The following is a 21,974-nucleotide window of genomic DNA, read 5'->3' as shown; positions in this document are numbered from 1 at the left end:
CGATGCCGAAATCCGTAATCATCCCGCCGGGCACCAGCACGCCCATCGCCCCGTTTGTCCCCGGCACCCTTGCCGACGGCGTGGTGTATGTCTCCGGCACGCTGCCGTTTGATAAAGACAACAACGTGGTGTTTATCAACGACCCAAAGGCGCAAACCCGCCACGTGCTGGAAACGATCAAAACCGTGATCGAAACGGCGGGTGGCACGATGGAGGATGTGACCTTCAACAGCATCTTTATCACCGACTGGAAAAACTACGCCGCGATTAATGAAATCTACGCGGAGTTCTTCCCCGGCGATAAGCCGGCCCGGTTCTGCATTCAGTGCGGGCTGGTGAAGCCAGACGCGCTGGTTGAGATCGCCACCGTTGCGCACATCGCGAAGTGAGGCGGCCATGAAACTCTCCGTCTCACCGCCCCCGTATGAGGGTGCGCCCGTGGTGGTCCTTATTGCCGGTCTCGGCGGCAGCGGCAGCTACTGGTTGCCCCAACTGGCCGCGCTGGAACCGGAGTATCAGGTGGTGTGCTATGACCAGCGTGGAACGGGCACTAACCCCGACGCCCTGCCGGAAGGCTACAGCCTGGCACAGATGGCGGACGAACTGGCCCAGGCGCTGGCAGAGGCCGGGATTGCGCGCTACAGCATTGTCGGCCATGCGCTGGGGGCACTGGTCGGCCTGCAGCTGGCCCTCGACAGGCCCGACGCCCTCACCGCGCTGGTGTGCGTCAACGGCTGGTTGACCCTCAACGCGCATACCCGCCGCTGCTTTCAGATCCGCGAGCGCCTGCTGCATTACGGCGGCCCGCAGGCGTGGGTTGAGGCGCAGCCGCTGTTTCTCTACCCGGCAGACTGGATGGCCGCTCGCGCTCCCCGCCTGGAGGCCGAAGAAGCGCTGGCGCTGGCCCATTTCCAGGGCAAAGCCAACCTGCTGCACCGGCTCAGCGCCCTGAAAAAGGCCGACTTCAGCCGCCACGCCGCACGCATCCGCTGCCCGGTACAGATCATCTGTTCCGCCGACGACATGCTGGTGCCCTCTGTCTGCTCGTCTGAGCTGCAGTCAGCGATCCCGCACAGCCACAGCGCGGTGATGCGTCAGGGCGGCCATGCCTGCAACGTCACCGAGCCGGACACCTTTAACACCCTGCTGCTGAACGGGCTGGCCAGCCTGCTACACAGTCATGAACCCGCTTTATAAGGAGCTGTAATGAGCGAAGCCATTAATCCTACCGCGCTGGAAACGCTGTTCACCGGCGCCCGCACCCATAACGGCTGGCAGGATATTGCCGTCAGCGACGAGACGCTGCGCGAAATCTACGACCTGATGAAATGGGGTCCAACCTCCGCCAACTGCTCCCCGGCGCGCATTGTGTTTGTGCGAAGCGCGGAGGGAAAAGAGAAGCTGCGCCCGGCGCTCTCCAGCGGCAACCTGGAGAAAACGCTCACCGCCCCGGTCACGGCGATTGTGGCCTGGGACAGTGAATTCTACGAGCGCCTGCCTGAACTGTTCCCGCACGGCGATGCCAGAAGCTGGTTTACCGCAAGCCCCGCGCTGGCGGAAGAGACCGCCTTTCGCAACAGCTCGCTGCAGGCCGCCTACATGATTTTCGCCTGTCGCGCGCTGGGGCTGGACACCGGCCCGATGTCGGGCTTTAACCGCCAAAAGGTCGACGAGGCCTTTTTCACCGGCACGACGCTTAAAAGCAATCTGCTGATCAACATTGGCTACGGCGACCCGGGCAAAATTTACGGCCGCCTGCCGCGCCTGACCTTCGACGATGCCTGCGGTCTGGCGTAAGGAGCGATGATGACGACACCGGATAAACAAACCTTTCGCGATGCCATGGCCTGCGTCGGCGCGGCGGTGAATATCATCACCACCGACGGTCCGGCGGGGATGGCAGGCTTCACCGCCAGCGCGGTGTGCAGCGTCACGGATTCACCGCCCACCCTGCTGGTGTGCCTGAACCGCGGCGCGTCCGTCTGGCCGACGTTCAGCGAGAACCGCACGCTGTGCGTCAATACCCTCAGCGCCGGACAGGAGCCGCTCTCAAACCTTTTTGGCGGCAAAACGCCGATGGAAGAACGCTTTGCCGCCGCCCGCTGGCAAACGGGCGACACCGGCTGCCCGCGTCTGGAGGATGCGCTGGCCTCGTTTGACTGCCGCATCAGCCAGGTGGTGAGCGTCGGTACCCATGACATTCTGTTTTGCGACATCGTTTCGATTATTCGCCACCCCGCGCCGCAGGGCCTGGTGTGGTTTGACCGCGGCTACCACGCGCTGATGCGACCCGCCTGTTAAGGCGCTCTAAGGAGACAGACCATGTTCGGATTTCCCCACTGGCAGTTGAAATCGACCTCCACAGACGCTGGCGTGGTCGCGCCGGATGAACGCCTCCCGCTCGGGCAGACGATGGTAATGGGCGTCCAGCACGCGGTCGCCATGTTTGGCGCCACGGTGCTGATGCCGATGCTGATGGGACTGGATCCCAACCTCTCGATTTTGATGTCGGGTATCGGCACCCTGCTGTTCTTTTTTGTCACCGGCGGGCGCGTGCCCAGCTATCTGGGATCCAGCGCCGCCTTTGTCGGCGTGGTGATCGCCACCACCGGATTTAACGGCCAGGGAATCAACCCCAACCTGAGCGTGGCCCTCGGCGGCATCATCGCCTGCGGTCTGGTGTATACCCTGATTGGTCTGGTGGTGATGAAAATCGGTACGCGCTGGATAGAGCGAATGATGCCTCCGGTCGTGACGGGCGCGGTGGTGATGGCGATCGGCCTTAACCTTGCGCCGATCGCGGTGAAAAGCGTCTCCGGCTCGCCGTTTGAAAGCTGGATGGCCGTCGTGACCGTGCTGTGCATCGGCCTGGTAGCGGTGTTTACGCGAGGCATGATCCAGCGGCTGCTGATCCTGGTCGGGTTGATTGTCGCCTGTCTGGTGTATGCCCTGCTGGCGAACGTTTTTGGTCTCGGCAAGCCGGTTGATTTTACCCTGCTGCATCAGGCCGCCTGGTTCGGCCTGCCGAAGGTGACCTCGCCCACCTTTAACACCCAGGCGATGATGCTTATCGCCCCGGTGGCGGTGATCCTGGTGGCGGAAAACCTGGGTCATCTGAAGGCCGTCGCAGGGATGACGGGACGCAGTATGGACCCGTACATGGGCCGCGCGTTCGTCGGCGACGGGCTGGCGACCATGCTTTCAGGCTCAGTCGGCGGCAGCGGCGTCACCACCTATGCCGAGAATATCGGCGTGATGGCGGTGACCAAAGTCTATTCGACGCTGGTCTTTGTCGCGGCGGCGGTGATGGCGATGCTGCTCGGCTTCTCGCCGAAATTCGGCGCGCTGATCCACACCATTCCGTCACCGGTGATCGGCGGAGCCTCAATCGTGGTGTTTGGGCTGATCGCCGTGGCCGGCGCGCGGATCTGGGTGCAGCATCGGGTCGATCTCAGCCAGAACGGCAACCTGATTATGGTGGCCGTTACGCTGGTGCTGGGCGCGGGCGATTTTGCCCTGACGCTGGGCGGGTTTACGATCGGCGGGATTGGCACGGCGACCTTTGGCGCGATCCTGCTTAACGCCCTGCTGAGCCGCCGGAAAGGGGATGAAACGCAAGGAGAAGCCATCAGTCCCTCCACCTGAAATAAATGTCGCTTTCTTGCCGGGTGACGCTACGCTTACCCGGCCTACATGCCTGTTGTAGGCCCGCGCAAGCGAAGCGCCGCCGGGCAAAACGGGCAGCACGCTGCTAGCGATCTGCTCCTTGTTCTGCGCCCAACCCGGCAATCGCCTTACGTCGTTTTTTTAACTTCAACTCGCTCACCAGCACCCCGGCGACAATAAACGCCGCGCCCACCAGGGCCAGCAGCGGCAGACGTTCCCCGGCCAGTCGCCCGAAAATGCCCGCCCAGACCGGTTCACCGGTGTAAATGACCGTTGCCCGGGTCGGCGATACGCTACGCTGCGCCCAGTTCATGGTGACCTGGATAATGGCGCTGAAGATCCCCAGCCCCAGCGCCACCGCGACCAGGCCGGTGGACATCGGCGGTACGGACTCCCCTGCCGGCACCATGGTCGCAAAGGCCACCAGCGAGGCCGTGGCGAGCTGCACCACCGTCACCCGTTTGACGTCCACCTTGCCCGCCCAGGCGCTGATCAGAATAATCTCCGCCGCAATGGCAATGGCCCCAATCAGGGTGATGATTTCACCCTGTCCCAGCGCCAGAAGATTGTTTTCCGGCCCGGCCAGTAAGATCAGGCCGATAAACGCCAGCACGATGCCAATACAGGACATCAGACCCGGCAGCCGCCCCCGGGCACAGCCATTGTAGTAGCGGCACCAGCGGCACATACATAGCAGTGATAAACGCGGATTTGCTGCTGGAGATGGTCTGCAATCCCCACGTCTGCAGGCTGTAGCCCATGGCTATCGCCACCCCAATCGCCACGCCCGCCTTAAGCTCTTTCAGCGTCAGACCCCGCAGCGTGTTAAGGGATATCAGCCCCACGGCTATCGCCGCCGTTGCAAAGCGCAGACCAACAAAAAAGAACGGATCGCTAAGGGTCACCGCGTACTGAACGGCCAGAAACGTCCCGCCCCAGAACATGGTGATGAGAATAAGGATGGCTTCCTGCGGTTTAACGGAGAATTTAAAGCGTGAGACAGACATGCGGCACCAGCAAGTGAGAACAATCCTGTAGTGTGCGTTGCCTTTGGTTACAGTTCAATGTTGCAGAAATAAAAAACCGCCGGGATATCCCGGCGGCAGGGGTTCAACCCGGCGTGTTACTTACTGCTGCCGTGGCTGTTTTTCCCCCCTTTCTTGCCAGCTTCAGATGCGCGTTGCGGGTCATTCTTGAAGTTCCCCCCGCTATGCTGGCCACCTTTACGGCCTGCTTCTGATGCTCTTTCACGGTCTTCTGCGAAATTACCTGAACCACCACGATGGTTTGCCATCTCTAACCTCCAGAATGTGAAACATTAGACATCATATTGCATTCAGTAAAAGAGGATTCTTTCACCTCGCGGCTCAAGGACAACGCCTTTATCTGTGCCGCGTGAAACTAAGCTTAGTGGAATGAGGTTATCCGGCAAGCCGAAGGTAATATCCTGCAACATGATCTCAGTCTTTCGGGTGAGATGACGCGGCGGCAATCCATAAGCCTTTCTTATCATTTTAAAAATCCGCACCGGGAAAGTTGTATCATTTTGCTACAAAGCCATTTTTCTCCTCATGTTGTTATAAATCAAATAAATGGCGTTCATTTTTGCAGTCTGGCTGTGATGACATATCTTTAAAAGAGCGCAGCGATCCGCTGTCAGAGAAACCAACGAGGAGTGAAGCAAAATGGCAAAAGTTCTGGTGCTCTATTATTCCATGTATGGACACATTGAAACCATGGCTCACGCGGTAGCAGAAGGTGCAAACAGGGTTGATGGCGTAGAGGTTGTGGTGAAACGCGTACCGGAAACCATGCAGGCGGAAGCCTTCGCGAAAGCCGGGGGGAAAACACAAAACGCCCCGGTCGCCACCCCGCAGGAGCTGGCGGATTATGATGCCATTATCTTCGGCACCCCAACCCGCTTCGGCAACATGTCAGGCCAGATGCGTACCTTCCTCGATCAAACCGGCGGACTTTGGGCATCCGGGGCGCTCTACGGCAAACTCGCCAGCGTATTCAGCTCTACCGGGACCGGCGGCGGCCAGGAGCAGACGATTACCTCAACCTGGACTACCCTTGCTCATCACGGGATGGTGATTGTGCCGATTGGCTACGGCGCGCAGGAGCTGTTTGACGTTTCCCAGGTGCGCGGCGGTACGCCGTACGGCGCAACCACCATTGCCGGTGGGGATGGCTCACGTCAGCCAAGCAATGAAGAACTGTCTATCGCCCGCTATCAGGGTGAATACGTCGCGGGTCTGGCCAAAAAACTGAACGGCTAACACCCAACAGGAGGACAAGCATGCCAACTCAAGAATCCAAAGCTCACCACGTGGGCGAATGGGCAAGTTTACGCAACACCTCTCCGGAGATTGCCGAAGCTATCTTTGAAGTCGCGAAATACGATGAAAAGCTGGCCGAGCAGATTTGGGAGGAAGGTAACGATGAGGTGCTGGTGCGCGCCTTCGAAAAAACGGACAAAGACTCGCTCTTCTGGGGTGAGCAAACCATCGAACGTAAAAACGTCTAAGCGTTTCCCCCCGCCGCAGCGGGGGGTTCTCTCTTACTTCGCCGCGTTATTCATCACCGCATTGAATTTATCAACAGGACAGAAACCGTTCGCATCCACCGGGCAGCCCTTCAGCTCCAGCGTCACGCGCTGTGCCGGAGACTGCAGCGACAGCACGCTGGCGTTGCGCAGCTGCTCTGAGCTCTGATAGACATACTCAATTTTCATCAGCTCCTGGTTGGCATTTTTGTCATGCCAGCGCTGGAAGACAATCTTGCCGCCAATCGGGGTGCGCTCCTGCTGGTCGTGCAGCTGGTACGGTTTGAAATCGAGGGCTGTAAGCAGGGAAGCAATGTTCGAATCATGCCCCACCAGCAGGGTGATTTTCGGCGCTTTCGCCTGGTCGGTAACCAGCGTTTTATCGATATATTTCACCAGCGGTTTCGCCACGTTTTGCGCCACTTCGGTGGAGGTAAACAGGGAGTCCTGATAGCCGTTTTTCAGCTTCGACAGCACGCGCCACTGCTGGTCGGTTTTGATTTCTCCCCAGGCGACCTGGTCGGCCGGGAAGCCTTCGTAATACTGCAGCGTGAACGCATCCACCAGCGAGTTGCCCACCTTCAGCGGCCCGGATACGCCAGGCTCTTTTTCATAGTCAGCGCTGAAGGTATCTTTCGCGTCCGCCAGCGAGCAGACCTTTTTCTCTTTGCAGGACGGCGAGTCGGCGTAGTTCGTCATCTGCTCCAGCAGCTTATAGCTTTCGCCAAGCTGCATTTTCTGCCGTTCCGCCTCCATCGCCTTCAGCGCTTTTTCGCGGAATTCCGGCGAATTATCGGTGATCACCGGATTAAATGTCGGATCCATGGTGCCCATTTTTTCCTGATGGTGCACGGGCACATCGCAGCCCGGGAACGCGCCGGTGATAAAGAATTGCGCGGTGGCGACGGTGCGCTGCAGGCTGTTAGCATAGGCGTAAACGCTCTCCGCCGGTGGACATTCTCCCGTCTTTACCATCCCCTGCTGCGCCAGCCATTCGCGCATGTAATGGCCCATATAGACCTCCAGCACGCCCCCTTTAGTCGTGAGCTGGCCGCCCGGCACCTCCCACTCCGGCCACTGCTTCGGCGTGGACTGCTCCAGCACGCTGCCGTTGTTAGCCAGCGGCGCGCGCAGGTTATGGCGACTCATGATTAAAACTTGCTCCAGCTGATACCCTTCCGGCGTCTCTTGCGCCTGCACGCCAAACGTTGCTGAAATGGAACCGGCGACTGCCAGCGCGAGTAGTGCTTTTCTCATCCCTAATTCCTCACTCGTTTTAAAATGTCGCGCTCAGTGTGACAGATTCGTCACAATTTTCCGGGAAGCATTTCTCAAACTGATGATTAACGTGCTTACGGTGTGTATGGATTAGTTTTATAATAAAACCATACCCCACCGGAGAATTCGCTGTGAAACGTACCCGCCTTGAAGAGAGCACCTGCCCCGTCGCCCGTTCGCTGGATATCATCGGCGACTGGTGGTCGCTGCTGATCGTCCGCGACGCGCTCCGCGGGATTAAACGCTTCGGCGAGTTTCAGAAAAGCCTCGGTATCGCGAAAAACATGCTGACCACGCGGCTCAAGCTGCTGGTAGACGAAGGCATTCTCCGGCTACAGCCCGCCTCCGACGGCAGCGCCTGGCAGGAATACGTCCTGACCGACAAGGGACGGGCCCTGCAAACCGTGCTGGTTGCCCTGTCCCAGTGGGGCAATGAATTTTTGTTCGCGGAAAACGAATGCGGCACCGTGCTGGTCGATAGCGAACAGCGCAAACCCCTGCGTAAACTGATGCTTATCGCCGACGATGGCCGCGAACTGATGCCTGAAGAGATCGTGGCTAAACTCCCCTCCTGACCGTTCCCGACGGCAAAAGCACAAAATGATCGCCAATATGGTTGCATTATAAAACCAAATAGCCGAGAGTTAATTCAGTTTCATATTGAAACCAAATAACCCACTTTGCCTGAGGTAATGCACGATGACTACGCAAATCACCACCGCCCTGATTACGGGTGCCTCTTCCGGGATCGGTGCCGTCTATGCCGATCGCCTTGCCGCGCGCGGTGCTAACCTGGTCATGGTCGCCCGCCGCGAGGATCGCCTGAAAGCCCTCGCCGCCGACCTGCGCGCACGCTATGGCGTGGCCGTCGATATTCTGGTGGCCGATCTCACCGATGAAGCCGGGATCCGCGCGGTGGAAGACGAACTGCGCAGCAATACCGCCATTGATACGCTGATTAACAACGCGGGCACCGCGCAGATGGCACCGTTCCTCGCGGGCGAGGTGGCGCAGCATCAGGCCATTAACACCCTGAACACCACGGCGCTGATGCGTCTGACCTACGCCATCCTGCCGCGCCTGGCGCAGAATAATCGCGGCACGCTGATCAATATCGCGTCCGTGCTGGCGCTGCATGTTCGGGCGGGCAGCGCGCTCTACAGCGCCACGAAGGCGTGGGTATTGAGCTTTACCCGTGGGCTACAGGAAGAATTTGCCGACAGCAGCGTGCGCATTCAGGCCGTGCTGCCCGCCGCTACCGCAACGGAGATCTGGAGCCATTCAGGCGTCACGGTGGACGATCTGCCGGAAGGATCGGTAATGACCACCGACGATATGGTGGATGCGTCGCTGGCGGGTCTGGATCAGGGCGAACCGATCACCATCCCGCCGATGCATGATGCAGGCCTGTGGGACCGCTACGAAGCGGCGCGCCTTGAGCTGTTTAGCAGCGCGCGCACCGGCATCCCGGCACCGCGCTACGTAAAACAGTAGCCTAACGTTGAAGCTGGTCGCCGTACTCGCTCATCCAGGCGGCCAGCGGCGCGAGCGCATCCTGCAGGGTTAACCCCAGCCCGGTAATCTGATACTCCACGCGCGGCGGGATCTCAGGGTAGACCGTCCGCGTCACCAGCCCGCGCTGTTCAAACAGGCGCAGCTGCTTCGTCAGCTCTTTCTGGGTGATGGGGGCAGCCGCCCGCAGCAGATCGCCAAAGCGGACAGGCGTGTTAATCACAATAAGACGATAGAGGATCGGGATCGCCCATTTGCCGGAAATCAGGTTTACAAACTGCGTCATCGGGCAGGTATAGGCCTCAGATTTTTTTTCACAGTACTCTTCCAGCATTTCTGCCATAGCACACCTCTTGCCTCTTTAGTATCCATTTGGTACCTGGTTTCCTTTCGATACTAACGTTTCTATAGTGCTTTCTCCAGTGACATTTCAGGAGAAGAACATGGGTCGTTTAACCGATAAGTATACGTTGATTACCGGCGGCACCAGCGGTATCGGTCTCGCCACCGCGCAGGCATTTATCGCCGAAGGGGCGCACGTCGCCGTGACCGGACGCAACCCGGACACCCTCGCCGAAGCAGAGCGCATTCTGGGCGATAAGGCCTGGGTGATCCCAACCGATGCGGGCGATATCGCGTCGCAAAAAGCGCTGGCGGCAACCCTCGCCGCCCGTTGGCCACGCCTGGACGCGGTCTTTCTCAACGCCGGCGACGTGACGCACGCGCCGCTGGAAGCCTGGCAGGAAGAGACCTGGGACCGTCTGATGAACATCAACCTGAAGGGACCGTTCTTTTTAATCCAGGCGCTGCTGCCGCTGCTGAATAACCCGTCGTCGGTGATCCTCTGCGGCTCCGTGAGCGCGCGCATCGGACTGCCCACCAGCAGCGTGTATGCCGCGAGCAAGGCCGCCCTGCTGTCGCTGGCGCGCACGCTGTCGGCGGAGCTGCTGCCGCGCGGGATCCGCGTCAACGGCCTGAGCCCCGGTCCGGTGGAAACCCCGGCCTTTACGAAAACGGGCTTAAGCGAAGAGGCGCTTAACGCAATGATGGCGGAGATCATCACGCTGGTGCCGCTGGGCAGAATGGGCTCGACGACGGAGCTGGCAAAAGCCGCGCTCTATCTCGCCTCCGACGAGTCGAGCTACACGGTAGGAACAGAACTGCTGGTGGACGGCGGAATGGGGAGCCTGTAACTCAAAAGGCGCTGATGCCGGTGACGATGCCGACATACAGCGCCGCCCATACGGCGGCAGAGGCCAGGCTCACGCCGTAAACTTTCACCACGTTCAGCCTGAGCATGCCTGCCGCCAGCGGCACGATGTAGCGCAGTACCGCCAGGAAGCGCGCGGTGAACAGCACCAGCACCCCGTTTTTTTGTAGCTGATGCTGCACCCGCAGAAATTTACCGGCGTGTTTTGCCGTGAAGCGGGTCATCCAGCGCGTGTGCCCCATCCGCTGCCCTAAGTGGTAGTTCAGCGCCGAGCCCGCCGTTGCCCCCATCACCACGGCCAGCCACGCCAGGGCAGGATGCATGCTTGCCTGGCTGACGGTAATGCCCGCCAGCAGCATGACCGAGGCAGGAGGCAGCACGGAGGAGATCAGCACCGTGGACTTGCTCAGCGCCATCATAAATAATAGCGCGAACAGATGTGCCGGATACAGCGCAAAATGATTCAGCAGATTATCAAGCCACGCCATTTTCCCCTCCCCCGTTAATTATTTAATTCTCCATTTAAAATGAATAACCTTAAATAAACCCTCAACATTCTATTAATAATATTCTCCTAAACCGTTCTTAAACATTTTTTAAATTCCTGAGCGGCAACGTTAAATAAGCGTATTATTCCTCTCGTTTTACAACGATCTCGTTATGGCGAGGCTCCTGTACAAATACACGTTATCGCTCTGGTAGGTTCGAGAGAATCGACACAGGGTAAAACAGGCACTGTCGAATCAAGGCTTTGTCAGTATAACTTCCCTCGCGGGATACGGTGTACAGTGCTGAACCCAGGACGTGGGGATCTCCTCTTCGACATGCCCTGTCTTGCTCGCCCCTGAGAGATTTTATTATTCAAAGGGAATTCACTATGTCTTACGCTATTCACAACCAAAACCTGGCATTCAATGACAGCGCGATCGCGCAATATATGAATACCGATTTTATTGTCCTCGATATGGCATTATGCGTGGCGCTGGCGCGCGAGCAATTCTTCGAAAAATTAAAAGACGACGATATTCCGTCGCATATTTTTATCGAAGATAACGGTCGCCTGGCGGGCATGATTGCCGTGCGCAAACTCTTGCAGACTACCGATACGCTGCAGTCCGTTAAGGCGCTGATGATTTCGGAATTTATTCAGGTTAAACCCGAAGATGAACGTGCGGACGTGGCAGGCGTGCTGGCCCACGCAGGGGCGGATGTGGTGCCCGTGGTCACCCACGGCAAGCTCGTCGGCTGCCTGACCGAGCGCGAGATCGCCCATCTGCTGGAAGATGACGTCACCGAAGATGCTCAGCTTCAGGGTGCAACGCTGCCGCTTGAAAAGCCGTATCTCGAAACCAGCGCCTTTAGCCTGTGGAAAAAACGCTCCGTCTGGCTGCTGCTGCTGTTTGTCGCGGAAGCGTATACCAGTTCGGTGATCCAGCACTTCGAAGAGGCGCTGGAGTCCGCCATTGCGCTGGCGTTCTTTATTCCGCTGCTGATTGGCACGGGCGGCAACAGCGGGACGCAGATCACCTCCACGCTGGTGCGCGCGATGGCGCTGGGAGAAGTCCACCTTCGCGACGTCGGGCGCGTGCTGCGCAAAGAGATGACCACCTCGCTGATGATTGCCGCCACACTCGGTATCGCCGGGTGTATCCGCGCCTGGATGATGGGTATCGGCCTGGAGATCACGCTTATCGTCAGTCTGACGCTGGTGTGTATCACGCTCTGGAGCGCGATTGTGTCGTCCGTGATCCCGATGGTGCTCAAGCGCTGCCGGATCGACCCTGCCGTGGTGTCCGCGCCGTTTATCGCCACGCTGATTGACGGGACCGGGCTGATTATCTACTTCAAAATTGCCCAGTACACGCTGGGGCTAGAGTAAGCTTGCGAGCACCTCATTCACGTGATTGAGGTGCTCACTTCGCTACGCATCGCCGAGCTGATGCGCGATCTCACGCAACTGCTGGGCAAGCGCCTGCAGGTTTTTCCCCTTCTCCCCTTTTGGGCCGGTGGACTGACGCACCACCAGACGGGCAGGTAAAATCGAGGACATGCGCTGGGCATTCTCTTCACCGCTGTCGAGAATACGGCGCACCGCCTCTTTACCCTGCAGATCTAAATCCAGCGATACCGTCGTCAGTGCCGGGTAGAAGAACGAGCTTTCATAGGTGTCATCGTAGCCAATCACCGACTTCTCGCCCGGAATTGAAATCTGCTGCTGATGGAACGCGCTCAGCACCCCGAGCGCCATCTGGTCGTTAGCCACCAGCACGGCGGTAAACTGCGCCGTCTCCCGCAGCATTTGCAACGCTCCCGAATAACCGCTTTGCGCATCCCAGTTGCCGCGAATGACCGATGCGGGCTCCAGGCCGTAGCCCTTCAGGGTCTCGATCCAGCTTTTCAGCCTCAGCTGCGCCGAGACGGAAGACGTCGGCCCCGCCAGCAGGGCGATGTCGCGATGCCCCAGTTCGTAAAGATATTTGACGCTGGCGCGGGTGCCGTCCGCCGGGTTAAACGAAACGTTAAACACGGAACTGTACGGGTCCACGTCGAGGAACAGGCAGACAATGTCATCGTTGTCGGTGGCGATTTTCTGCGCCGCTTCAGCCTCCAGCGGCACGTTGATGATCACTTTGCTCACCAGCTGGGATTTCAGCTCGTTGATGGAATCCTGGATGCTGTGGTTGACGTTCTCATCAATCATTGAGATCAGTACCTGGTAGCCTTCCACATTGGCATAGCGTTTCACCGCCGCCGCAACCTGCGAAGGCGCGTGCAGCGCCAGCGAAATGGTCACCAGCCCAACGGTCTGGCTCTGCTTGCCCACCAGCTGCTGAGCCAATCGGTTGGGTACATACCGCAATAACTCTATGGATTTCTCCACCTTGCTGCGCGTGGCGTCGGATACATTGGCAGACTTATTCAGTACCCTGGACACGGTCTGATAGGAGACGCCCGCATGGCGTGCCACGTCCTCTAACGTTGCGCTTTTCGACTTCATGGTCCGGTTCCTTATGTTGTTATGCGCTGATTGTAACAGGGGTGCTGAAAAAAAACGCTTATCACCCTCTCGCTGCGGGCATAACACCATCAAAAAGTATGACGCTCACAATGCCATAATTTGTGTCCAATCTCATTACTCGTAACAAAATTGTCTATTTTATTTGCAGTTAATCACACATTTCAGATCGTGTAATTGCCAGCCAACGGGTTTAGGCATTTTATGACAGCGGATTTGTGAACGTATTACAAAACAATAAGAGGGTTACAATGAACACGACGATCCGCTCTGTATCTGTTGCGTTGGCTGCCGCGCTGGCATCGCCTTCGCTGTTTGCAGCGTCTTCAGTACCGATTGATTTTCATGGATATCTTCGCTCCGGTGTGGGCGTCTCACGGGATGGTGGGATGGAGGAGTGGCAAAAAAACAAGATTGGCCGTCTGGGTAACGAGGCCGACACCTACGGCGAGCTGGAGCTAGGCTCCGAGGTATACAAAAAGAACGACGTCAGTTTCTATCTCGACAGCATGGTGAGCATGGTATCAGACGGCTCCAACGACAATGAAACCACCTTAGATGACGATGCCCAGTTCGGCCTGCGCCAGCTTAACCTGCAGATCAAGGGGCTGATCCCCGGGGATCCCAATGCGGTGATTTGGGGCGGTAAGCGCTACTACCAGCGCCATGACCTGCACATCATTGATACCAAATACTGGAATATTTCCGGCTCCGGTGCGGGTATCGAGAACTACACTCTTGGCCCGGGCGCAGTCTCCGTTGCGTGGATCCGCGGCGATGCTAACGACGTGGACTATCGCGTGGATGGCGACAGCGACGTTAACATCAACTATATCGACCTTCGCTATGCGGGCTGGAAGCCGTGGGCGGGCGCGTGGACGGAAGTGGGTATTGATTACGCCATGCCAAACCCGACCAACAAGCAGAAAGAGTATGGCGGGCTGTACGAGGCCGATAACGGCGTGATGGTCACCGGTGAGATCAGCCAGGATATGTTTGGCGGCTATAACAAGCTGGTGCTGCAGTACGCCAATAAAGGTCTGGCCCAGAACATGGTGTCACAGGGTGGGGGCTGGTACGACATGTGGAACTACGTGAACGACGCCACCGGCTACCGCGTGATTAACACCGGCTTAATTCCGATTACCGACAAGTTCTCTTTTAACCACGTCCTGACATGGGGTTCGGCAGACGACACCACGCAGTATACGGACAAATCACGCCTGGTATCGCTGGTGGGGCGAGCACAGTATCAGTTTACCGAGTACGTGCGTCTGATTGGCGAAGTGGGCGGATTCTACCAGGAAGATACCTACACCGACGGCACTAAGTACAAGCAGAGCGGCGAGAAGTACACCCTCGCGCTGGGCCTGGCAGACGGTCCTGAGTTTATGTCACGTCCTGAACTGCGCGTATTCGCCTCCTATCTGAATGACTCCGAAAAAGGGCAATCCTTCGAAGATGGCACGGCCAACAATACCTGGAACTTTGGTGTGCAGGTCGAGGCCTGGTGGTAAGTCTTAATTCATAATTTGCGTTAATCGTTATCGTATCTCCAGCAACCTGCAGTCTATTTTACTGCTTTGGGATAGCCATTACTTTGGCTATCCCTTTTTTATATTTACTGATTAAAATGTTCGTCTAATAATTTCCGTAATGTATCAGACTGCCTGCCGAATATAGCGTGCACCTGCTGACCGATAATAATCACCCCCAGCGCCCCCTCACTCTGTAACGTCTGTGAATCGACCTTATTTAAATCTTTTACCGTCACGCGCAGGCGGGTAATACAGGCTTCGACGTGCTCGATATTATCGTCGCCGCCAAATGCAGGAATTAAACGCTGAGTAATTTGACTGTCCATAATACGCCTCTCTTTTATGCAGATAAAAAAATGCCTGCTCGGGGAGCAGGCGTTTTGTGCCTTGTTGCCGGGTGGCGCTGCGCTTACCCGGCCTACGGGTTTTGTAGGCCCGTGCAAGCGCAGCGCCGCCGGGCGGTTCTTACGCTTTACGCCTGAGCACCCGACAGTCCCACGCCAGCAGCACGGTATCGCCCGCCGCGGCGGCGTCGGTCATGCAGTCGGTATACCCCTGCGGCAGCGTGATGAGCTGCTGCTGGGCCGTGTAGTTCTGTACAAACACCCAGGCGGTTTCGCCATCCGTGCGCGCCGCGGCGACCACGCCCGGAGGGAAATCTCCTTCGACTGCGCGCGGCAGCGCCAGCTCGTCGATAATCCCGGCGAAGAAATCGCGCTGGAACGGCAGGTCGTTGCGCGACGCCACGTGCCACGCCTTGCCTTTGCCGAAGCGGTTGACCGTCACCGCCGGGCGACCGGCGTAGAAATCATCCCGGTAGGTCGCCAGCGCCTGCGCGGATTCAGTATGGATCAGCTCGCACAGATGCCTGACCTGATACGGTCCCTGCAGGCCCGCCGCATTGCCCGCCAGCCCCTGGACCAGGTTTCGCTCCCCCTCGCCCAAACAGTCAATCTCTTCCGCCCAGATGCCGAGGAGCTTGCGCAGCGGGCCCGGGAAACCGCCGAGGTGGCAGAGATCGGTCTCATCCACTACCCCGCTCCAGTAGGTCGTCACCAGATGCCCGCCCGCGGCCACAAAGGCTTCCGCCCGCTCGGCGAAACCTTCGCGCACCATGTAGAGCATGGGGGCAATCACCAGCGCGTAGCGGCTCAGATCGCCGTCAGCGTCGATGACGTCGACCGCGATGCCCTTTTCCCAGAACGGACGATAGTGTTCGTTGACGGTTTTTTCGTACTCCAGCCCCATGTTCCGCGGGCCTTCAGCATCGTCCAGCGCCCAGCGGTTTTGCTGGTCAAAGATAATGGCCACGCGCGCGTCGGTGCGGCAACCCACCACCTCAGGCAGACGTGCCAGCATCTCCCCCAGACGCGTTACTTCGCGCCCGACGCGGGTATCAAGATGCCCCACGTGATCGATAATTGCACCGTGGAATTTCTCCACCGATCCGCGGCTCTTACGCCACTGGAAGTACTGCACCGAATCCGCCCCGTGCGCTACCGCCTGAATAGAGGAGAGAATATGCATCCCCGGCTTTTTCAGCTTGCTGGTCGGCTGCCAGTTGGTGGTGCTCGGCGTGGACTCCATCAGCACAAAGGGTTTACCGCCCTTCAGGCTGCGCATCATGTCGTGGTACATGGCGGTATAGCAGGCCAGCTGCGTTTCGTCTTTCTCCTTGTGCCACATCGGGTAGCTGTCCCAGGAGATGAAGTCGATCGCTTTCGCCAGCTGCCAGTAGTCGTAATCGTAGAAATACTCCATAAAGTTGGTTGTCACCGGCAGTTCAGCATTGGCGGCCTTCAGCGGTGCCACCTCATGCTGGCAAAAATCGGTGACCTGCGCGGTATTGAAGCGGCGCCAGTCGAGATTCAGGCCGTGAATCGACATTTCTCCCTGCGGCGCGGGGGACTCAATCTGCGACCAGTCGGTGTAGGTATGGCTCCAGAAGGTGCTCCACCACGCATGGTTCAGCGCGTCGAGGGTTTTGTAGCGCGCCTTTAGCCAGTCGCGGAAGCGTTCCTGGCACAGGCTACAGTGGCATTCGCCGCCGTACTCATTGGAGATATGCCAGCCCAGCACCGCCGGATGATGCGAATAACGCGCCGCCAGCAGGCTGTTAATTTTCATCGTCTTTTCGCGGTAGACCGGAGACGACATGCAGTGGTTATGACGCCCGCCGTGCAGCGCAGGGACGCGGTTGCGCCCGACGCGCAGCACTTCCGGATATTTTTGCGACATCCATGCCGGACGCGCGCCGCTCGGCGTAGCGAGAAATATATGAATGCCCGCCGCATAGAGTTTTTCAATAATGCTGTCCAGCCAGGCAAAATCATATTCCCCTTCCTGCGGCTCCAGTTTCGCCCAGCTAAATATCCCCACCGACATGACATTACATTTCGCCTGCTGCATCATGGCGATATCTTTTTCAATAATACCGGGGTAATTCTCCCATTGCTCCGGGTTATAGTCGGCGCCATGCAATAACGCCGCGACCTTTGGACTTAAAGGCGCAAATTTATTCATATTTAAAACGTCCTGAATGGAGATAAAAACTAGTTAAATACCGTTATTGACGGCAGCACTTTACCCTGGCAATCAAATAACGCCTGATTCTCGCGGGCATTACCCTCTTTCCATTCGTCATGGATATATTTCATGCCGGTTTTGGTGGCCCACGTGGTGCCCGGAACGGCAATCCAGGTCGGTTCCCAGTAAAAGATGCCCTTGCCGCGATGGTCAGGCACATCAATAACGGACTGCATTAAATCGTGAATATAGTCGTACTGACCCTGAACGGTGCCGGGATAGCCGCCGTCCTTTTCTTCTTTGGCCTGGAAGCTGTTCTCGGCGTTATCGCAGTTCTCCAGCGTATAGCCATAGGCCGCTTCCACCACAATCACGTCTTTGTTATAGCGCCTGCTGATATCATCCATGTTGGTCTTCAGCGCGCTAATCGGGCCGTTCCAGTAGGTGTACATCGACAGGCCGATGATATCGAACGGCACGTCGCGCTTCGTGATTTCATCAAACCACCAGCGGAAGGTGTCATTTTTGGTGCCTTCGGCCAGATGGAGCATGATTTTCACCTGCTCGCCATCGGTCAGGTTCTCCTTTAGCCCACCAATCGCGGCCTTGAGCAGCCCGGCCAGGCGGTCGAATTCGCCGCCGCCCTGCCCCCAGCTTTTCCCTTCCGGCCACAGCATGCCGCCGTTAATTTCGTTTCCTATCTGCACCATGTCCGGCAATACGCCCTCTTTCTTAAAGCGGGCGATCGTGTCGCGGGTATAGTCATGAATAGCCGTTTTCAGCTGCGGGTAGTCCATCTTCTCCCAGGCTTTTGGCTTGAACTGTTTGCCCGGATCGGTCCAGAAATCGCTGTAGTGGAAATCGAGCAGCAGCTTCAGGCCCTGCGCCTTTACGCGCTTCGCCAGCGCGAGGGTGTTTTCGAGATTATTACTGCCGCCGCCGTAGGTGTTACCGTCGGCATCCTGCGGATCAACCCACAGGCGCAGGCGCACGGTGTTCACACCGTTGGCTTTGAGGATAGCAATCGCGTCCTGCTGCTGGCCGCTCTGGTTATAAAATTTGGCGCCATGTTGTTCCGCTTCCAGCAGCGTCGAAATATCCGCGCCCTTGATAAAGTCCGCGGGCATGGCGTTAAAAGGACGCGTTTGCACCCCGTCCGCAGCAAACACGCTCGCGGCCAGGCCACATGAGAGGCAAACGGCAAGTAAAGCAGGTTTGAGTCTTTTCATGATTATCCTTTGGTACTCCCGGAGGTCAGGCCGGAGACGAAGTATTTTTGTAATGCCAGATAGAGGATCGCTACCGGCACCGCAATCAACACCGCGCCTGCCGCGTAGGTGGTGTAGCTGGCACCCATTTTTTGCGCCACCAGGTTATAGAGCCCGATGGGTAAGGTATATTTGTCCGGGGTGCGCAGAATCGTGCTGGAGAGGATGAAATCCCCCAGCGGCCCGGTGAAGGAGAACAGCGCCACCACCGCCACAATCGGCTTCGATAGCGGCATGATAATTTCGATGAAAATCCGGAAATTACTGGCCCCGTCCATGCGCGCGGATTCATCCAGATCTTTCGGGATGGCGTCGAGGTAGCCTTTCATCAGGTAGGTATTCATCGGGATCATGCCGCCCACGTAGATCAGCACCAGCGCCAGATGGCTGTTGATGAGGCCCAAAAGCTGCGACAGCACGAAGATGGCAATCAGCGCCGAGAACTGGGGGATCATCTGCAGGAGCAGGAACAGCATCAGCCCGTTCTGGCGTCCCTTAAAGCGAAAGCGCGAAAAGGCATAGGCGGTAAAGCTGACGCTGATTAAGGTCAGCACCATCGTCAGGAAGCTGATTTTCATCGAGTTCCAGTACCAGGTCATGTAGTTCACCTGGCCGTTAAACAGGTCGGCGTAGTGCTGCACCGAAAAGTTCTCAGGAATAATTGAGGAGCTGAGCAGGCTATTACCCGCGTTAAACGACGCGCCGACCGTCCACACCAGCGGGTAGATGATAATCGTCGACACCAGCACGATAACCAGCCAGGAGAGCGAGAGGCGTACCCACTTCTCACGTTTAATACTTTGTGATTGAGCCATTGTTACGTCCCTTACGCCATGTCGTCGTTTTTGAAAGATTTGGTGGCGCGGAACTGCCACAGCGCCAGGCCGACGACAAAGATCGACAGCAGGATAGTGATGGTCGCCGCAATCGCGTACTGCGACGACGACATGGTGAGCTTGTAGATCCACGACACCAGGATATCTGTCCCACCCGCATTGGAGCCCACCACCGCCGGCCCGCCGTTGTTGAACAGGTAGATGATGTTGAAGTTATTGAAGTTGAAGGTGTATTGGGTGATCAGTATTGGCGCAATGGAATAAAGCACCAGCGGCAGCGTGATGGTGCGCAGTTTGGTCGCGCTGCTGGCCCCGTCCATGGTGGCGGCTTCGTACAGATCGTCAGGGATCGCCTGCAGCACGCCGGTGGTCATGGCGAAAACAAACGGGAAACCGAGCCAGGTCTGCATCAGGATCAGCGCCGTTTTGGTCCAGAACGGATCGGTCATCCAGGCTTTCGGCGCAATGCCGAAGAAGGCCAGAATGGCATTGTTTATCACACCGAAAGAGTCGTTGAACATTCCGGCAAACACCAGAATGGTGACAAAGCCCGGCACCGCCCACGGCAGAATGAAGATGGTGCGGATAAGCGGCTTAAATCGCAGGTCTTTCTGGTTCACCAGAATAGCCAGCAGCACGCCCACGGTACATTGCAGCGTGGTGGCGAGCAGCGTCCAGACCACCGTCCACTGCAGGACGTCAAAGAAGGTTGAGCGCCAGATGGAGAGCGTGAAAATATTGATGAAGTTCTTAAACCCAACCCAGTCCACCAGCTTAGCCGGCGGCGTGTGGTAAAGATTGTAGTTAGTAAAGGCGATGGCAAAACCGAAGAGGATCGGGAAAACCACCACAAACACCAGCAAAATAAAGCCCGGCGTGATCATCAGATACGGAAAGCCGTCGCTCAGCAGCATCTGATACTGCTTACGCACGCTGTTTAGCCCCAGCCCTTCATCGCGTTTTCGACCGTTGACCCAGGCATCACGCATCGACAGGTAATACACCATCACGCCAAATGCGGCGATCAGTACGCTAATGATCCCTTCTGCCAGCAGGAAGATGGAGTTATCACGCGGCACTTCCTCCCCCAGCGTCACCAGCCCCCAAAGTCCTTCGCGCAGGAAATCGGCAAAAACGCCGATAAAACTGGCCAGCAGCACCAGGAAGATAACGCCCTTCAGCCACTGGCGGTGATAGAACTGGCCGAAGCCGGGGATGACCGCCAGCAGCAGGCCGGTCCAGGCGTGACGCCCGGCCCCGTGCGGTCTGGCAAAATTTTCCGGGATGATACTCACAGACAACTCCTTTCAATAAAACGGGAGAGTGGCCTCCCGTTCTGCGACGTCAGAAAATTACTGGTTGCTGGCCTGCATGGCTTCGATTTGCATCTGGACCTGTTTCTCTGCGCTGTCCAGCGCGGCTTTGGGATCCTGTTTGCCGGTCAGGCTTAGCTCCAGCGCGGCGTTGGCCGGCCCCCAGACTTCGCCCATTTCAGGGATACCCGGCATGGCGGTGGCTCGCGCGGCCTGCACCGCAACGGCGCTTGCCTTCTCGTCGTTCTTGATTACCGGGTCGTCGATCATTGCGGTCAAAGGCGGGATCTCACGCGTGGCCACGTAGCGGGTTTTCACGTACTGCGGCTGGTTGATGAATTCGATAAATTTCTGCGCCAGCGCTTTGTCCTTGCTCCAGGTGGAAACGACGTAGCCTTTCACGCCGAGGAAGGAGCTCATTGGCTTGCCGTCCGGCAGCGTGGGCAGCGGCGCCACGCCGTAGTTGATGCCTGCCGCTTCATACGGCTGGAACGCCCACGGGCCGTTGATGACGGCTGCCGCTTTCTTCTCAGTAAACAGGGAGTCGATAGCATTCAGGCCGTTGTCACCGACTATCCCGGCCGGGAAAATATCGTCAGCGTAGAATTTTTTCAGGTACGTCACGGCTTCTACCGCGCCCGGCTTGTTAAGGCCGACGTCGCTGGCGTTATAGCCGCCTTTGCCGTTTTGACCGAAGATGTAGCCGCCCATCGGGGAGATCGCGCCCCAGCTGTAGTAAATCTGATCGAACTTGGCGAGCAGACCGTACTGGTTTTTTGCGCGCTGCTGTTTGGAAAAGTCATACCAGTCCTGCAGCGAGTTGAGCGGCTTGTCGATGAGATCTTTGTTGTAGATCAGCACCAGCGTCTCAACCGCTTTCGGCACGCCGTAGAGGGCGTTATCCATTTTGAAGGCGTTAATCGAGGCCGGGGTGTACTGTTCGGTCTGCTTAGCCTCCAGATTCAGGGGGGCCAATAACCCTTGCACGACGGCGCCGCCCAGCTGATCGTTAGGAATGACCAGCACGTCCGGGCCAATGCCTGCCGGGCCGTCCAGGCGCAGTTTTTCCAGCTGCTGTGCGTAAGGAGTTTCCTGCACGTTGACCTTAACGTCGTACTGTTTTTCAAAGTCCGCGACCGCATCTTTAATACCGGACGACTTCTTGATGTCTTCCCAGACGTTAAGCTGCGCGGTGGCGTGAGCCTGTACCGCGAGCGTAGAGAGGATCAGAGCAGCGAGTATGTTCTTTTTCATTATCAACCT

The 21,974-nt window shown here is 57.6% G+C and carries 23 protein-coding genes, 1 pseudogene and 1 riboswitch; of the genes and pseudogenes, 12 read left to right on the top strand and 12 right to left on the bottom strand.

Features of this window, described 5'->3' with window-relative positions:
* Nucleotides 1–2: 2 nt before the first annotated feature.
* The 5 genes from rutC to rutG are packed head-to-tail and all read left to right on the top strand — an operon-like array spanning nucleotide 3 to nucleotide 3,645.
* Nucleotides 3–389 carry a pyrimidine utilization protein C gene (rutC, locus tag ABFV38_RS08060; RefSeq protein ID WP_008499822.1) on the top strand — a complete coding sequence of 129 codons (387 nt, stop codon included), beginning with the start codon at nucleotides 3–5 and terminating at the stop codon, nucleotides 387–389.
* A 7-nt stretch (nucleotides 390–396) separates the two neighbouring features.
* On the top strand, nucleotides 397–1,197 hold the full coding sequence (rutD, locus tag ABFV38_RS08055) for a pyrimidine utilization protein D (RefSeq protein ID WP_348959071.1): 801 nt from the start codon (nucleotides 397–399) through the stop codon (nucleotides 1,195–1,197).
* Between the two features lie 9 nt (nucleotides 1,198–1,206).
* Nucleotides 1,207–1,797, top strand: coding sequence for a malonic semialdehyde reductase (locus ABFV38_RS08050; protein WP_348959069.1), 591 nt, complete (start codon nucleotides 1,207–1,209; stop codon nucleotides 1,795–1,797).
* A gap of 9 nt (nucleotides 1,798–1,806) precedes the next feature.
* Entirely contained in the window at nucleotides 1,807–2,301 is a 495-nt protein-coding gene (gene rutF / locus ABFV38_RS08045; protein WP_023327078.1) for an NADH-dependent FMN reductase RutF, read from the top strand.
* Nucleotides 2,302–2,322: 21 nt separating this feature from the next.
* On the top strand, nucleotides 2,323–3,645 hold the full coding sequence (gene rutG, locus ABFV38_RS08040) for a pyrimidine utilization transport protein G (RefSeq protein WP_348959067.1): 1,323 nt from the start codon (nucleotides 2,323–2,325) through the stop codon (nucleotides 3,643–3,645).
* Between the two features lie 106 nt (nucleotides 3,646–3,751).
* On the opposite strand, the pseudogene ABFV38_RS08035 reads toward rutG, so the two are convergent.
* Nucleotides 3,752–4,673: pseudogene (locus ABFV38_RS08035) on the bottom strand (DMT family transporter).
* Between the two features lie 116 nt (nucleotides 4,674–4,789).
* Nucleotides 4,790–4,960, bottom strand: a complete 171-nt coding sequence (locus ABFV38_RS08030) for a general stress protein (protein ID WP_023311077.1) — start codon at nucleotides 4,958–4,960, stop codon at nucleotides 4,790–4,792.
* A 391-nt stretch (nucleotides 4,961–5,351) separates the two neighbouring features.
* Between ABFV38_RS08030 and wrbA the strand changes: the two genes are divergently transcribed.
* Together wrbA and ABFV38_RS08020 are read left to right on the top strand one after the other, a co-directional pair.
* Nucleotides 5,352–5,948, top strand: a complete 597-nt coding sequence (gene wrbA / locus ABFV38_RS08025; RefSeq protein ID WP_006809323.1) for an NAD(P)H:quinone oxidoreductase — start codon at nucleotides 5,352–5,354, stop codon at nucleotides 5,946–5,948.
* Nucleotides 5,949–5,968: 20 nt separating this feature from the next.
* Nucleotides 5,969–6,196, top strand: a complete 228-nt coding sequence (locus tag ABFV38_RS08020) for a YccJ family protein (RefSeq protein WP_008499832.1) — start codon at nucleotides 5,969–5,971, stop codon at nucleotides 6,194–6,196.
* Nucleotides 6,197–6,229: 33 nt separating this feature from the next.
* On the opposite strand, the gene agp is transcribed toward ABFV38_RS08020, so the two are convergent.
* The gene (gene agp / locus ABFV38_RS08015; RefSeq protein WP_104948910.1) at nucleotides 6,230–7,471 is read right to left on the bottom strand and encodes a bifunctional glucose-1-phosphatase/inositol phosphatase; all 1,242 of its coding nucleotides are present in this window, start codon (nucleotides 7,469–7,471) and stop codon (nucleotides 6,230–6,232) included.
* Nucleotides 7,472–7,623: 152 nt separating this feature from the next.
* Between agp and ABFV38_RS08010 the strand changes: the two genes are divergently transcribed.
* Nucleotides 7,624–8,067, top strand: coding sequence for a helix-turn-helix domain-containing protein (locus ABFV38_RS08010; protein ID WP_348959065.1), 444 nt, complete (start codon nucleotides 7,624–7,626; stop codon nucleotides 8,065–8,067).
* A gap of 124 nt (nucleotides 8,068–8,191) precedes the next feature.
* A complete protein-coding gene (locus ABFV38_RS08005) occupies nucleotides 8,192–8,986 on the top strand; it encodes an SDR family oxidoreductase (RefSeq protein ID WP_348959063.1) in 795 nt (264 codons plus the stop codon).
* A gap of 1 nt (nucleotide 8,987) precedes the next feature.
* On the opposite strand, the gene ABFV38_RS08000 is transcribed toward ABFV38_RS08005, so the two are convergent.
* Nucleotides 8,988–9,347, bottom strand: coding sequence for a helix-turn-helix domain-containing protein (locus ABFV38_RS08000; protein WP_348959061.1), 360 nt, complete (start codon nucleotides 9,345–9,347; stop codon nucleotides 8,988–8,990).
* A 100-nt stretch (nucleotides 9,348–9,447) separates the two neighbouring features.
* Here ABFV38_RS08000 and ABFV38_RS07995 point away from each other — a divergent pair, with 100 nt between their 5' ends.
* On the top strand, nucleotides 9,448–10,197 hold the full coding sequence (locus ABFV38_RS07995) for an SDR family oxidoreductase (protein WP_045908319.1): 750 nt from the start codon (nucleotides 9,448–9,450) through the stop codon (nucleotides 10,195–10,197).
* Nucleotide 10,198: 1 nt separating this feature from the next.
* Here the strand turns inward: ABFV38_RS07995 and ABFV38_RS07990 are convergent, their stop codons facing one another.
* Nucleotides 10,199–10,702: a DedA family protein gene (locus ABFV38_RS07990; RefSeq protein WP_048222448.1), complete on the bottom strand. Its 504-nt coding sequence runs from the start codon at nucleotides 10,700–10,702 to the stop codon at nucleotides 10,199–10,201.
* Between the two features lie 159 nt (nucleotides 10,703–10,861).
* Nucleotides 10,862–11,031, top strand: a riboswitch (M-box (ykoK) riboswitch).
* Nucleotides 11,032–11,091: 60 nt separating this feature from the next.
* Here ABFV38_RS07990 and ABFV38_RS07985 point away from each other — a divergent pair.
* A complete protein-coding gene (locus ABFV38_RS07985; protein ID WP_348959059.1) occupies nucleotides 11,092–12,093 on the top strand; it encodes a magnesium transporter in 1,002 nt (333 codons plus the stop codon).
* A gap of 42 nt (nucleotides 12,094–12,135) precedes the next feature.
* Here ABFV38_RS07985 and ABFV38_RS07980 read toward each other — a convergent pair whose 3' ends face one another.
* Nucleotides 12,136–13,212 carry a LacI family DNA-binding transcriptional regulator gene (locus tag ABFV38_RS07980; protein WP_010429458.1) on the bottom strand — a complete coding sequence of 359 codons (1,077 nt, stop codon included), beginning with the start codon at nucleotides 13,210–13,212 and terminating at the stop codon, nucleotides 12,136–12,138.
* A gap of 269 nt (nucleotides 13,213–13,481) precedes the next feature.
* Here ABFV38_RS07980 and ABFV38_RS07975 point away from each other — a divergent pair, with 269 nt between their 5' ends.
* On the top strand, nucleotides 13,482–14,747 hold the full coding sequence (locus tag ABFV38_RS07975) for a maltoporin (protein ID WP_010429455.1): 1,266 nt from the start codon (nucleotides 13,482–13,484) through the stop codon (nucleotides 14,745–14,747).
* Nucleotides 14,748–14,851: 104 nt separating this feature from the next.
* Here ABFV38_RS07975 and ABFV38_RS07970 read toward each other — a convergent pair whose 3' ends face one another.
* From ABFV38_RS07970 to ABFV38_RS07945, 6 genes are all read right to left on the bottom strand, one after another.
* Nucleotides 14,852–15,094: a PTS transporter subunit EIIB gene (locus ABFV38_RS07970; RefSeq protein ID WP_167212595.1), complete on the bottom strand. Its 243-nt coding sequence runs from the start codon at nucleotides 15,092–15,094 to the stop codon at nucleotides 14,852–14,854.
* A gap of 139 nt (nucleotides 15,095–15,233) precedes the next feature.
* The gene (locus tag ABFV38_RS07965) at nucleotides 15,234–17,291 is read right to left on the bottom strand and encodes a beta-galactosidase (RefSeq protein WP_334762587.1); all 2,058 of its coding nucleotides are present in this window, start codon (nucleotides 17,289–17,291) and stop codon (nucleotides 15,234–15,236) included.
* A 29-nt stretch (nucleotides 17,292–17,320) separates the two neighbouring features.
* A complete protein-coding gene (locus tag ABFV38_RS07960; protein WP_235400808.1) occupies nucleotides 17,321–18,523 on the bottom strand; it encodes an arabinogalactan endo-beta-1,4-galactanase in 1,203 nt (400 codons plus the stop codon).
* Nucleotides 18,524–18,525: 2 nt separating this feature from the next.
* Nucleotides 18,526–19,377, bottom strand: coding sequence for a sugar ABC transporter permease (locus ABFV38_RS07955; RefSeq protein WP_042715482.1), 852 nt, complete (start codon nucleotides 19,375–19,377; stop codon nucleotides 18,526–18,528).
* A gap of 11 nt (nucleotides 19,378–19,388) precedes the next feature.
* Nucleotides 19,389–20,693 carry a sugar ABC transporter permease gene (locus tag ABFV38_RS07950; protein WP_024909615.1) on the bottom strand — a complete coding sequence of 435 codons (1,305 nt, stop codon included), beginning with the start codon at nucleotides 20,691–20,693 and terminating at the stop codon, nucleotides 19,389–19,391.
* Nucleotides 20,694–20,750: 57 nt separating this feature from the next.
* The gene (locus ABFV38_RS07945) at nucleotides 20,751–21,965 is read right to left on the bottom strand and encodes an extracellular solute-binding protein (RefSeq protein WP_167212586.1); all 1,215 of its coding nucleotides are present in this window, start codon (nucleotides 21,963–21,965) and stop codon (nucleotides 20,751–20,753) included.
* Between the last annotated feature and the right edge of the window lie 9 nt (nucleotides 21,966–21,974).

The sequence above is a fragment of the Enterobacter cloacae complex sp. Mu1197 genome (assembly GCF_040059225.1).
Classification (GTDB): domain Bacteria; phylum Pseudomonadota; class Gammaproteobacteria; order Enterobacterales; family Enterobacteriaceae; genus Enterobacter; species Enterobacter quasiroggenkampii.
This window is presented reverse-complemented; position numbering and strand designations above follow the sequence as displayed.

Bases quoted from the DNA above. Each gene is read 5' to 3' on its own strand.
- rutC (WP_008499822.1), top strand. From the start codon at position 3: ATGCCGAAATCCGTAATCATCCCGCCGGGCACCAGCACGCCCATCGCC.
- ABFV38_RS08030 (WP_023311077.1), bottom strand. From the start codon at position 4,960: ATGGCAAACCATCGTGGTGGTTCAGGTAATTTCGCAGAAGACCGTGAA.
- ABFV38_RS07995 (WP_045908319.1), top strand. From the start codon at position 9,448: ATGGGTCGTTTAACCGATAAGTATACGTTGATTACCGGCGGCACCAGC.
- ABFV38_RS07985 (WP_348959059.1), top strand. From the start codon at position 11,092: ATGTCTTACGCTATTCACAACCAAAACCTGGCATTCAATGACAGCGCG.
- ABFV38_RS08000 (WP_348959061.1), bottom strand. From the start codon at position 9,347: ATGGCAGAAATGCTGGAAGAGTACTGTGAAAAAAAATCTGAGGCCTAT.
- ABFV38_RS07960 (WP_235400808.1), bottom strand. From the start codon at position 18,523: ATGAAAAGACTCAAACCTGCTTTACTTGCCGTTTGCCTCTCATGTGGC.
- ABFV38_RS07945 (WP_167212586.1), bottom strand. From the start codon at position 21,965: ATGAAAAAGAACATACTCGCTGCTCTGATCCTCTCTACGCTCGCGGTA.
- ABFV38_RS07970 (WP_167212595.1), bottom strand. From the start codon at position 15,094: ATGGACAGTCAAATTACTCAGCGTTTAATTCCTGCATTTGGCGGCGAC.
- ABFV38_RS07965 (WP_334762587.1), bottom strand. From the start codon at position 17,291: ATGAATAAATTTGCGCCTTTAAGTCCAAAGGTCGCGGCGTTATTGCAT.
- rutG (WP_348959067.1), top strand. From the start codon at position 2,323: ATGTTCGGATTTCCCCACTGGCAGTTGAAATCGACCTCCACAGACGCT.
- ABFV38_RS08050 (WP_348959069.1), top strand. From the start codon at position 1,207: ATGAGCGAAGCCATTAATCCTACCGCGCTGGAAACGCTGTTCACCGGC.
- ABFV38_RS07990 (WP_048222448.1), bottom strand. From the start codon at position 10,702: ATGGCGTGGCTTGATAATCTGCTGAATCATTTTGCGCTGTATCCGGCA.
- ABFV38_RS07980 (WP_010429458.1), bottom strand. From the start codon at position 13,212: ATGAAGTCGAAAAGCGCAACGTTAGAGGACGTGGCACGCCATGCGGGC.
- rutD (WP_348959071.1), top strand. From the start codon at position 397: ATGAAACTCTCCGTCTCACCGCCCCCGTATGAGGGTGCGCCCGTGGTG.
- wrbA (WP_006809323.1), top strand. From the start codon at position 5,352: ATGGCAAAAGTTCTGGTGCTCTATTATTCCATGTATGGACACATTGAA.
- ABFV38_RS07975 (WP_010429455.1), top strand. From the start codon at position 13,482: ATGAACACGACGATCCGCTCTGTATCTGTTGCGTTGGCTGCCGCGCTG.
- ABFV38_RS08005 (WP_348959063.1), top strand. From the start codon at position 8,192: ATGACTACGCAAATCACCACCGCCCTGATTACGGGTGCCTCTTCCGGG.
- ABFV38_RS07955 (WP_042715482.1), bottom strand. From the start codon at position 19,377: ATGGCTCAATCACAAAGTATTAAACGTGAGAAGTGGGTACGCCTCTCG.
- ABFV38_RS08020 (WP_008499832.1), top strand. From the start codon at position 5,969: ATGCCAACTCAAGAATCCAAAGCTCACCACGTGGGCGAATGGGCAAGT.
- rutF (WP_023327078.1), top strand. From the start codon at position 1,807: ATGACGACACCGGATAAACAAACCTTTCGCGATGCCATGGCCTGCGTC.
- agp (WP_104948910.1), bottom strand. From the start codon at position 7,471: ATGAGAAAAGCACTACTCGCGCTGGCAGTCGCCGGTTCCATTTCAGCA.